The 12,068-nt window shown below is 47.1% G+C and carries 7 protein-coding genes; 5 read left to right on the forward strand and 2 right to left on the reverse strand.

Features of this window, described 5'->3' with window-relative positions; genetic code table 11:
* Positions 1–244: 244 nt before the first annotated feature.
* The gene (locus L9Q40_RS06060; RefSeq protein WP_498792674.1) at positions 245–2,374 is read left to right on the forward strand and encodes a 3-hydroxybutyrate oligomer hydrolase family protein; all 2,130 of its coding nucleotides are present in this window, start codon (positions 245–247) and stop codon (positions 2,372–2,374) included.
* 135 nt (positions 2,375–2,509) lie between these two features.
* Here the strand turns inward: L9Q40_RS06060 and L9Q40_RS06065 are convergent, their stop codons facing one another.
* Positions 2,510–4,021, reverse strand: a complete 1,512-nt coding sequence (locus L9Q40_RS06065) for a sigma-54 interaction domain-containing protein (RefSeq protein WP_498792676.1) — start codon at positions 4,019–4,021, stop codon at positions 2,510–2,512.
* Positions 4,022–4,457: 436 nt separating this feature from the next.
* Between L9Q40_RS06065 and L9Q40_RS06070 the strand changes: the two genes are divergently transcribed.
* Complete coding sequence (locus tag L9Q40_RS06070) at positions 4,458–5,030, forward strand: dioxygenase family protein (protein WP_498792678.1); 573 nt, start codon at positions 4,458–4,460, stop codon at positions 5,028–5,030.
* Here L9Q40_RS06070 and L9Q40_RS06075 read toward each other — a convergent pair.
* The gene (locus tag L9Q40_RS06075; protein WP_498792680.1) at positions 5,023–7,740 is read right to left on the reverse strand and encodes a cation-transporting P-type ATPase; all 2,718 of its coding nucleotides are present in this window, start codon (positions 7,738–7,740) and stop codon (positions 5,023–5,025) included. The two genes, L9Q40_RS06070 and L9Q40_RS06075, sit on opposite strands and share 8 nt — an antisense overlap.
* Positions 7,741–8,000: 260 nt before the next feature.
* Between L9Q40_RS06075 and fdhF the strand changes: the two genes are divergently transcribed.
* The 3 genes from fdhF to L9Q40_RS06090 are packed head-to-tail and all read left to right on the forward strand — an operon-like array spanning position 8,001 to position 12,056.
* Positions 8,001–10,193: a formate dehydrogenase subunit alpha gene (fdhF, locus tag L9Q40_RS06080; protein WP_498792682.1), complete on the forward strand. Its 2,193-nt coding sequence runs from the start codon at positions 8,001–8,003 to the stop codon at positions 10,191–10,193.
* The gene (locus L9Q40_RS06085; protein WP_498792683.1) at positions 10,190–11,242 is read left to right on the forward strand and encodes a 4Fe-4S dicluster domain-containing protein; all 1,053 of its coding nucleotides are present in this window, start codon (positions 10,190–10,192) and stop codon (positions 11,240–11,242) included. Before fdhF ends, L9Q40_RS06085 begins: the two co-directional genes overlap by 4 nt.
* Complete coding sequence (locus L9Q40_RS06090) at positions 11,232–12,056, forward strand: iron-sulfur cluster-binding protein (protein WP_498792685.1); 825 nt, start codon at positions 11,232–11,234, stop codon at positions 12,054–12,056. Before L9Q40_RS06085 ends, L9Q40_RS06090 begins: the two co-directional genes overlap by 11 nt.
* Positions 12,057–12,068 lie beyond the last annotated feature (12 nt).

Consider the following 12,068-nt stretch of genomic DNA (forward strand, 5'->3'; position numbering starts at 1 on the left):
GGTTATTCATGTATACCGTTTTATATGTCTTTCTCTCATTGTCTTAAATTCAGGATAGTGTCCAGTTTTTTATACGGTCTTGTGTCCAGCTTTCTGGATATTAGTGAGCAGGGAGGATAATAAATCATTGCTTATCAGCTGGTTAAGTGTTTGGCATATATCTTGGATTAGGTTGAGTTACGTTGGATTGGTTCGATTTTTATCCATTCTGAACAACTTAGAAAAACAACAAGACGAGGTTGATATGCAAAGGACTGTTATTTTAACGACTGCCAGCTCACTGGTGCTATCGGGTTGCTTAGGCTCTTCCGACAGCTCAGAAAAAACCACGGATTACAGCGTACTGCCCAGTTATCTTTCTGGTTCGGTTGATGTCATTCAGGTAGATGGTATAAGTGATGATTTGCTCGCAGGTATGGCTCTGAATAGCAATACTGGTGCAGTAACACCGGAAGCGGTGGGGATAGGTTCTAGCCCGGAACAGATCCGTCGCTACCAGTTAGGAGCCAGCTATAACAGTATGATGGATCCGGTAACGCCCGGTGGCTGGGGTATTCATTGGGGGCCTTTGGTTACAGGAGGGATTAGTTCTCATACGGTAGAGGCGTTTACCGGCCAGGTGTCAGGTACGGAATATCAAGCCATTGTGGATGATGGTTCTGGTAAAACCAATGTCAAACTGGTGGTGCAGGTTCCGAGTAGTTTCTCTACCGAGAGACCTTGTATTATTGCTGGGCCATCATCCGGTTCCCGTGGTGTTTATGGGGCGGCAGGTACGGCAGGTGATGCGGCGTTAAAACGGGGTTGTGCCGTAGCCTATACCGATAAAGGCACCGGTGATGGCGTACACTTTATTGGCAGTCAGCAGGTGATTAATCTGGATGGAAAGGTTGTTGATGCCACTAGTGCAGGCTCCTCTTCTGCATTTACCGCTGAGTTTGCAGAAGGCTTTGCGGATGCTACTGATCCGCGGACTGCAACAACCAAACACGCTCACTCCCAGCAGAACCCTAGTAAAGACTGGGGCTTGAATACCTTGCAATCCATTGAGTTTGCTTTCTATGCCTTACACCAGGCTTATCCTGATCTGGCTTTTAATCCTGACAATACCACAGTGATTGCAGCCAGTTGGTCCAATGGCGGGCGTTCTGTACTGATGGCTGCAGAGCAGGATACGCAAGGGCTGATTGATGGTGTGGTTGCTGTTGAGCCGAGTACGGCAATGAATCAGCATGATTTTACCATTACTCAGGGGGAGCGAAACTGGGGGCCTGAATCGGTAGGCTGGAGTTTATACGATATGCATGCCTTTGGTGCGGTGTATCAGCCCTGTGCTAATAATCTGACTGAAAACGACAGTGCCGATCTGGTTAACTCAGCTAAGTCTCCTGAACGTTGTACCCGCCTGCAACAATTAGGGCTGTTAACATCCTATTCTGCTGATTTACAGGTACTGGCTCAGGAAGCACAGGATCTGATGAATACTGTCGCGGGCTTCCTGCCAGAGCAGAATCTGGGTATGCCAGCGTTTACTAATATGTTTTCTGAAATCACCAATACTTATGGTAACTCCTACGGTCGTTACAGTATCTCAGACCAGCTGTGTGGTATCAGCTTCGCCAGCTATAACGGCGGGACGAAACAGTTTGAGGTGCTGAGTGATGAAGATAAGGCGCTGCGCTTCCTGGGACAGAATATGATCGCTGGTGGTAGCCGCTGGATTCAACCGGTCAATATGAATTCGTATGATCCTTATGGGGCGACGGCGTTTAACTCCACAGCGGATAAAAATCTGGATGCAGATCTGTGTTTCTTTGCGATGTCCCACTACGGAAAGGCCAAGCTAACTGAGTTGGGGATTCTGGATACTTACAAGGGCAACGGTGATTTTGACCGGGTTCAGGCGGGTATTCAGGAAGCGATAATGAGTGGTGATCTACAGGGTAAACCAGCCATAATTATGCATGGTCGTGCCGATCAGGTGGTTGCACCAAATCATGGTGGTCGCGCCTATTACGCTCGTAATCGTCAGGTCGATGCCCGCGATGATGTCGTGTACTGGGAAATCGAAAATGGCCATCACCTGGAGATGTTTGCCTATCTGTTAGCCCCGAATCTGGGTTTCTATGCCACACCACCTAATATGCAGCACCGTTATGCCTATATTCATCCTTACTTTGAACAGGCGCTGAATCAGATGTTTGCTCATCTGAGCTCAGGCGAGGCGCTGGCTCCGAGTCAGTTGGTTCGCACGACGTCGATGCAGGAAAGCGGTGAAGAGCAGATTACAGATGACATGTTTGGTGAAGTGCTGGCTATGCCGGGTGATGATGCTGTTCGCTGGCAGGATAATACGCTGGTGATTCCTCATTAATCCGCTTCCCTAAAAACAGTTCTATTATCGGCTGCCCCGATCAGTTCTCTTGTGCTGGTCGGGGCTTTTTATGTTTACAGGTTAATACGCCTTTTCACCGACTGATGGGTATGAGTGGCAATGAGTGTTTGCTGTTCATGAGTTCTTGATGTACTGAATATCCAGCTTACGCATCTTTTCATACAAACTTGCACGGGATATACCCAGCAGCTTAGCTGTTTGTACCTTATGCCCTTGAGTGTAAGCAAGTGCGGTTTCAATAGCTTTACGCTCTGCTCGGGCAATCTGTTCATGCAGTGGTTGTGGTGGAGTGATGGCCAGAGGCAGAGTGGGGGAAAGTCGGTTATCTGATGAGGTAGTGTATATAGGCAATCCCGTGTTCGGATCTATTCTCGGTGATATTAGTTGCGTCTGTGCAGCCTGTTGAAACTGTGCTGTTGGAATTAACAGTGACTGAATCAGTAGGGCGTCAATCTCGGTGTGTTCCTCTGCCATAATCACCGCTCGTTCCAACAGGTTTTGCAGTTCCCGTACATTGCCCGGCCAAGAATGCTGACACAGTAGGTTAATGGCATCCGGTGTCAGATACTTAACTGGCAGATGCAGTCTGATACAGAGCTCATCCAGCAGGCGTTCTGCAATCAGGTCAATGTCTGCCTTACGTTCCCTGAGAGGAGGCAGATGGATCGGCATGGCATTAAGGCGGTAGTAAAGGTCTGCGCGAAACTCGCCGTTTTCCACCATTTTTGGCAGATTACGACTGGTGGCGGCAACGATGCGAATATTGACTTTTTTTACCTTATTGGAACCCAATGGCTCAAACTCTTGCTCCTGGAGGGCGCGCAGCAGTTTACTTTGCAGCTCCAGTGGCATATCGCCAATTTCATCCAGAAACAGGGTGCCGCCATCGGCCAGCTCCAGTTTACCTTTACGCCCCTTGTTGGATGCGCCGGTATAGGCTCCGGGGGCGACACCAAAGAACTCTGCTTCGATCAGGTTATTGGGAATTGCGGCGACATTAAGTGAGACAAAGGCGTTATGGGAGCGGGCTGAGAGTTCATGCAGGGCGTGGGCAAACATCTCCTTGCCGGTGCCCGTTTCGCCGGTCAGTAGAACAGAGATATCAAATCGTGCCGCTTGTCGTATCTGATGTTTGACATTCTGCAGTTGTTCGCTGCGGCCCGTAATCTGAGATAAGCGGTATTTATTTTGTCGTGCCTGATTTAACTCCTGGGTGACATTGTCCAGTTGTTGCTGCATTTGGTTGAAGCGGTTGGCCAAGGAGTGAAAACCTTTGCGTTGCTCCAAAGCAACAAAACCAAAGGCTCCGATCACCTCTCCCTGATCCGATTGCAGAGGAATCACGCTCACCAGTGTCCACTGTTGTTTGACCCATAACAGTTCCAGCAGTACCGGTTCTCCACTGTCGGAGACTCTGGGTAGAAAACTATTATGAATATAACGGGTGATCGGCTCACCTACAGGGTTATGGCTCAGCCCCAGAAACTGACGATAGCCCTTACTTATCCAGGTGATGCGGTGCTGTTGGTCAATAGCGATGGTATTGCTATAAAAGGTGGCAAAGGAATCCGCCAGGGTTTTGAAGGCGGAGTCCTTGAGTGTCGCTGTTGCATGTAGTTCTGTCATAATCAGCTTATTATTTTTTAGAGGCACTCTCTAATTTATATCATGGCCCCGACCATGAGAGAGATCCATGAGAATGGCCGGCAGAATCGCCATGGTGAATGGTATCTTCGGAGTATCGTTATTCATAATCCCTCTTACTCTAGATTTTTGAGTATAAAACTCAAAAGTAACTGAATAAAAAGATAACATTTCAGTCACAAAAAGAAATAAATCAATTTATATATTTGTAACAACTTTCTTTGTCCCAGGTAACAGAATCTATATTATTTTGGGGTCATGACTCAAAATCGTAAAAGTGGTATTACTGCGTTTTCTGGTTGGACTAAAAGGTGTCTATCAAGTCGGTGGCTATTCATACCGCTAGTACGTTTACGCTTAAGTGGAAATTTGCTCTGTGTACACCACAATTAAAGTAGTCAAAAATTAGGGTGGCATCATGGAACGAAGGCATTTTCTAGCTTTATGGACACTACTGTTTGCTCCATCGCTCAAAGCGATGAGTCCAATGAAACCTACACCAGCGCAAACAGAGGGGCCGTTTTATCCCGTTAAGCGAATACCGCTTCGTGAAAACTTGATTTTGCAGCCTGATGGATTAGTGGGTGAGCCCATTGTATTACAGGGCAAGGTCGTGGATACGTCTGGTAATCCAGTCTTTGGTATTAAGGTTGAGATCTGGCAGTGTAACGGTCAGGGCATTTATGACCATCCCAATCAATCGAGCAACGAAAGGTTTGATCCTCACTTTGCTGGCTTTGGTGCCTCTATTACGGACAAGAACGGGCGTTACCTCTTCCAAACCTTATATCCCGTTGCATACGGTTCGCGTCCTCCTCATATACATGTAAAACTGTGGCGAGGAGATCAAGAACTGTTAACTACACAACTCTATTTGAAAGGCAATACTGGTAACGAGTGGTGGGGCGGCAAAGCGCGCGACTATTTGCAATTTGAGCCAATAAAAATCGACAATCGCTTAACGGGAGAGTTTACCTTTGTGATTACATAGATAGCAGACTGCTTTTTATTTTACTTAGGCAATACTTTTCTAATTCGACTAGAAATAGCACTGAAGAGGCGACGATCACTATTCGCAGCCATACATCAAACTCCAGAGCTGTCGTTCCAAACAATACCTGCATGAAAGGTAGATAGGTGAAGCAAGCTTGAAAGACGATCAGCACCGCTATTGCAATTAATACGTAGACATTGCCTATTAACCCTTGTCGACAAAAAGCGGTGTCGAGAATAAATCGAGTATTGAACAAGTAAAATATTTCAAACATAACCAATGTGTTTACTGCAACGGTACGCGCTCTACTAATGTTTTCTTGCTGTTCCATTTCCCAAACAAACATGCTGAGAGTGCCAAGCATTAATATCAGTGAAACAAATACGACTCGCCAGATCAGGTGTGAAGTTAATAGCGGTGATTTTGCTGAGCGAGGTTTACGTTGCATTAGATTTGGTTCTTTGGGTTCAAAAGCCAAGGCTAAGGCAAGTGTAACGGCCGTGATCATGTTGACCCAAAGAATTTGAATGGGTGTGAGGGGCAAGTCTTTGAACCCCCAAACTACCGCTGCCAGTATAATCAACGCTTCTCCGCCGTTGGTTGGCAGAATAAACAGAATCGCTTTCTTCAGGTTATCGTAGACAGCGCGTCCTTCTTCAACAGCAGCAGTAATCGACGCGAAATTGTCATCGGTGAGCACCATTTCGGCGGCTTCTTTGGCGGAGTCTGTGCCTGTAATACCCATTGCTGTCCCTATGTCAGATCGTTTGAGTGCTGGGGCATCATTCACGCCATCTCCAGTCATCGCAACTATCTGTTGATGTTTTTGTAGCGTGTCGACCAGTCGCATTTTATGTTCTGGGCTAACGCGAGCATAAACATCAATGTCTTTGGCAACGGCAAAAAGCTCGTCGTCTGTCAGCGCATCGATTTGCTGGCCAGTCAGCGTGTTATGTGAATTGATAAGTCCAATCTGGCATGCGATTGCTTGTGCCGTAAGCGCATGATCGCCAGTCATCATCTTTACGCGTATTCCAGCATTCTTACACACACTAATTGCGTTGATGGCTTCTTGTCTGGGCGGATCTATAAGGCCAAAAAGCCCAAGCATGATGAGCCCATCTTTGACGTCATCAAAGGTGAGTTCAAGCTGAGTATAATGAGTTGGCCGATATGCAATCGCCAAAACTCGCATCCCTTGTTTGGCCATCATTTCAATCTGCGCGTGCCAGTAATTACGGTCAATTTCAGTGGTCGAACTGTTCGTATCTGTATCGGTGTGTTGTTGATTACAGATTTCAATAACTCGTTCTGGTGCACCTTTTATGAAAATAAACGCTTGTCCTTCATGATTATGATGAAGTGTTGCCATAAAGCGGTGTTCAGACTCGAAAGGGATAAGATCAGTTCTTGGAAAGTTTTTCGTCTCTGTCTCAATATCTATGCCCGCTTTCATTCCGGCGATAAGCAGTGCTCCCTCCATCGGGTCACCTTGTATCTGCCACTTTCCATCATGCAGTTGAATGTTGGCATCATTACACAACACCGCAGCTCTCATCGCCTGAATAAGAAAAGGATGCTGCTCAGGGTAAATCGATGTGTTATCAATAGTCACTTCACCATGTGGGTCGAACCCTGTGCCGCCGATTCCGAACTCGTTATTTGTAGTAATGACTTTTTGTACGGTCATTTCATTTCGCGTAAGGGTTCCGGTCTTATCGGTGCAGATAACTGAAACCGCCCCTAGCGTTTCTACGGCAGGTAAACGGCGAATAATGGCATTACGTTTGGCCATCCTTTCTACGCCAATAGCAAGCGTGATGGTCATAATTGCGGGTAACCCTTCCGGAATCGCCGCAACGGCCAGGCTGACAGCCGCAAGAAACATATCTGTGATCGGGTAACCTTGAATAAGTAAGCCATAAATGAAGGTAGCAAGGGCCACAATTAAAATCCCAGCGGTCAAAAGGCGACTGAACTGAGCAATTTGCTTAAGGAGCGGGGTGGTGGTGGGTTTTACTCGAGAAACCAGAGAACTGATTTTTCCCAGTTCGGTGTCTATGCCAGTTGCCACAACGACACCTGAGCCTTGTCCATGAGTAATCATCGTTCCCGAATAAGCCATGCAATAACGGTCTGCTAATTCACTTTCGGGACTGACGGGGTGAGTGGTTTTCTCTATTGTCATTGACTCACCAGTGAGTATCGCTTCAGCCACTTGTAAGCCTTTGGTGCGAACCAAGCGAAGATCGGCGGGAACTCGGTCACCTGATTGGAGAATCACAACGTCACCAACAACGAGATCTTCGGCATTGATAGTGGCTTGATGGCCGTTTCGCAGCACTAACGCGGTTGGAGCAAGCATGGATTGAATAGCATTGAGCGCATTTTCCGCTTTGCCTTCCTGCAGGAACCCAATAATGGCATTAATGATCACTACGCCTGCGATTACTGCAGCATCCACCCAATGACCGAGCGCTGCGGTGACGACCATAACCACTAACAACACATGAATCAGGACATTGTTAAACTGGCCGAGTAAGCGTTGGAAAATCGATCGACCATGAGAAGTCGGAAGCTTGTTGGCTCCAAACTTAGCTAGGCGTTGAGATGCCTCTTGAGGCGCCAGACCGCCTGCTTGGCTAGAGAGCGTAGCAAAGGTATCTTCGATGGATTTATTGTGCCAAAGGTTGCTAATTTTATCCATGAACCTGCCTCTTACTAGTGGCACTTAAGAATATGCTCTTCGTTTTATAATTATAGAATATCGGCTAGATGATGAGATGAGAAAACAGGGGGAGTATCATGACTTAGCTCAGTGATTTTGATTCACTTCATCTCAATCAACTTGTGCATAAAGAGAACCCTATTGAAGTAACGCCTCGCGCGCTACTTTTGGTGTCAGAACGCAACGGGTAACTGTGGACTGCTATAATTTATCTAGGTTCACGTAGCAAGGTTAAGGCTATGAGCTCTCAGCCGAAAAACTCGTCAAAAGCTTCTAAGGCTCCGGTATCTGGTGTGGGCCATTCCATGCCATCAATTCCACTTCTCAATCATATTGCTGTTTGCCCCAAACCGACGCAAACCGTGTGCCCATTTTGCGGTGTAGGGTGTGGGATGCTGCTTTCGTGTAACGAACATGGAAAAGTTTCTGGTATTAGCCCGTTAGAAAGCCATCCTATCAGCGGGGGGAAGCTGTGTGAAAAAGGATGGAGTAGTCTCTATGCCATTTCACCTGAAAACAGAATAACTCAGCCATTAAAGCGCATTAAGGATAAATTTACCCCCATCAGTTGGGACGAGGCGCTAGAGGAAATCAGTTCATCTCTGCTTAGTATTATTGATGAGTTTGGTTCTGACGCGACTGGGGTGATCAGTAGTGCTCGAGCGACCAATGAAGATAACTACGCGGCTCAGAAATTTGCTCGTGCAGTACTAGGTACCAATAACATCGATCATTGCGCCCGTATTTGTCATAGCCCGACTGTCGCAGGCTTACAGCAAGTTCTTGGCTCAGGCGCTATGACCAACAGCATCAAAGATATATTCGAGGCGGAAGTGATCTTGGTGATCGGTGCAGACCCCACGGAAAACCACAGCGTTCTCGGAGGGCAGGTGATGCGTGCCAAGCTGGCCGGAGCCAAGTTAATCGTTATCGATCCCCGAGTGACGCGTTTGGCTAAGTTGGCGGATTTGCACTTGCAGCTTACACCGGGCAGTAATATTGCGCTCATTAATGCCATGATTCACGTTATTTTAAGTAATCACTGGCATGATGAGGAATTCATCGCTGGCCGTTGTGAGGGATTTGAATCTTTAGAGAAACACGTTGAAGGAATAACGCCTGAATCCGTGGAGAGTGTTACTGGCGTCGACGCTAATCTGATTCGGCAGGCTGCCCAATATTATAGCCAATCCGAGCGAGCGATGATTCTGTACGGGATGGGTATCACGCAGTTTGTTAGTGGCACTTCCAGTGTGATTGCGTTGGCGGATTTGGCTCTGATTTGCGGACATATTGGCAAACCGGGCACGGGCATTAATCCGTTACGCGGACAAAATAATGTGCAGGGCGCTTGTGATATGGGCTGTTTACCTAACGTCTACCCAGGATATCAGTCCGTGGAAGACAGTATTATTCAGCTGCGCTTTTCTGATTACTGGGATTGCGATGTGGCATCAACACCGGGTTTAACATCATTGGGAATGACCAAAGCGGCGTTAGCGGGGCATTTTCGAGCTCAGATTCTTTTTGGTGAAGACCCCGTGGTAACCGATCCGGACCAAAACCATGTTCGACAAGCTTACAAATCTTTGGACTTGCTGGTGGTTGCAGAATTGACCATGACTGAAACAGCAAAACTGGCTGACTATGTTCTTCCTGCTGCTTCGTTTGCTGAGAAATCGGGCACTTTTACCAATTGTGAACGTCGTGTACAGCATATTAACCCTGCGATGACACCTATTGGCGAAGCCATGGCGGATTGGCAGTGGTTGCAAGCACTGGCAAAGAAAATGGGGAGTGACGCTTTAAATTGGAGTAACAGTGAAGAACTGTTCGATGAGATGGCAGCGATTACCCCTGCTTACCAAGGGATGAGCTACGCGAAGCTGGATAAGAACTACGGTCTACAGTGGCCTTGCAACGACGATGCGCCCGAAGGTACCGCGGTGCTTCATGAAAAAGAGTTTCCTATCGGACGGGCTCGTTTGACACCCGTTAAATACATACCGATTGATGAATCCACCGACTCTGACTTTCCACTGCTATTAACCACCAATCGGCTGCATTTTCACTATGGCTGTGGTTCCATGACGCGCAAATCACCGTTGTTGGAACGAGAAATCCCTCCTGGAATTTTGTTTATTAACCCTAAAGATGCTGATCTCCTCGGGATTTCTTTGTATAGCCCGGTCAGTGTTCGATCAAGACGCGGCTATATCGAAACACGAGCGGTGATCACCGATGATGTTGCACCTGGAGTGGTGAGCATGCCTTACCATTTTAAAGAGGCGCCATCGAATCAGCTAACCAATACTGCGCAAGATCCTGTCACTAAAATGCCAGAATTAAAAGCCTGTGCTGTTGAGGTGGAGCTATTGCCTGTTGGGCATAAGCCGCTCGCTCCTTGGGAAAAGCCGGGAGAAGGAAAATGACAAAGACTTACCTGTTAGATTCTTTAGATGAACTCCGAATGCATTTACTACAGAGTCGTACTCTGTATCAGGTCGTTGCGAATAGTGAGAATGGGACAGAAGATTATTTTTGGCAACAAGTGCTAGCACAAGACCTACCACCTTTGATCAATCAATTACCGACCCATTCGGCTAAGGGTTTCTTCTTCACTGAAAACGAGCCACTGTACGTATTTGACGGGAAGTTGTTTAAAGAGACACTGCCAAACGTGGAACCGTTCGTTTTGTTTGGTGTGCAAAGTTGTGATTTGGTCGCGATTCGTTATCAAGACGAGTTCTTTGAGCAAGATCCATACTATCAAGCTCGCCGCAAACAAGCGTTGTTGGTCGGTGTGGATTGTACTCACCCATGTAAGCACGGCTTCTGTCCTACCGTTAATGCGGGTCCGAGTGTGCGAGACGAAACTGCGGATTTAGTTATTCATCCTTTAGACGAAGAATCATGGCTATTGGTGGTATTGTCAAAGTTGGGCGAAGAAGCAATACAAGGACTCGATCTTAAAGTGGCGTCGACTCACCATCGGAGCAAACGCTGGGAAAATATCGCCCACTGTGAGCAGGCTTTCCCCGACGATCGTTATCTTATCGACGGTATCGAAAAAATAAGTGAAGGCAGAGTGAAAGAAGAGTTTTGGCAACACGTGGGCATCCAATGTTTAGGGTGTTCTGGGTGTACGACTCTTTGTCCAACGTGTTCGTGCTTCGGTACTCGTTCAATTACAGAAAAAAATGGTTCTGAAGACCTTCATGCTTCTCAAGGTAACAATGTTTCTCAAGTCAGGTTTTGGGACTCCTGTTTTTATGAGGGATTCCAGCGTGAAGCCAGCTTTCACAATCCCACTAAGGAAGCAGGGAAAAGGGTAGAGCGGTTCTGGTATCACAAATTCAGCATTGATTTTGTACCTGAGTTTGGACGTTATGGCTGTGTGGGCTGCGGACGATGTGAGCAGACTTGCCCTGGAGTTATTGGCGTACATTCACTAATGAAAAGGATAGCCGATGATGTTTAACCTCACGCCGGATAGTATTGAAATTATTGATTTTTATGATGATGGCGAAGACACGCGCCATTACCATTTTCGGCTACTCGATTTGGACACAAAATGGATGAAAACCCAAAGTGGTCAGTTTTTCATGCTTTGCGTACCGGGGAGTGGTGAAGCACCGTTTACCTTTACTCAACTACCTGACGAGACGGGAAATTTTAGAGCACTGGTACGCAAAATGGGCACTGTCACAACGGCTTTGTTCCGCAAAGAACGTGGGGAAATATTGGGCGCTAGGGGGCCTTTTGGTCATGGGTGGCAAGTAAGTGAACTGGTGGATAAGAAGGTTTTAGTCATAGGTGGTGGGTGCGGTCTCGCGCCTTTGGTTAGCGTTGTTGAACAACTTATCGATCAGCAAAGTTATACTCAGTTGGAAGTGGTTTATGCTGCGCGTAACAAGAAAACTTTGTTACTTAAACCAGAGCGAGAGCGTTGGAAGCACTGCATTCCTATGTTCAACGTTGTTGAAGATCTCACTGGGCTGGATGAGCAAGATTATTATCCCGGTACGGCAATCGGCGTTTTACCGAAAGTTCTGCATTCATTTGGTGAGCAGCCAGATTGTGTACTGGTTGCCGGGCCTGAAGCGATGATGAGTGTGGTGAGCGAATATTTAGTTTCTTACGGTATCGATGCGAAAGACATTTATCTGTCCGTCGAGCGAAGAATGCACTGTGCGGTGGGGGTGTGCGGACATTGTTACCTGAAAAATCGTTATGTTTGCACCCATGGCCCAACATTACGTTGGGCCGAGGTGGGTGAATTATTAACCGTATAGTGCTGTTTAAGT

Source organism: Allocatenococcus thiocycli, from assembly GCF_921292965.1.
Lineage (GTDB): Bacteria > Pseudomonadota > Gammaproteobacteria > Enterobacterales > Vibrionaceae > Vibrio > Vibrio natriegens.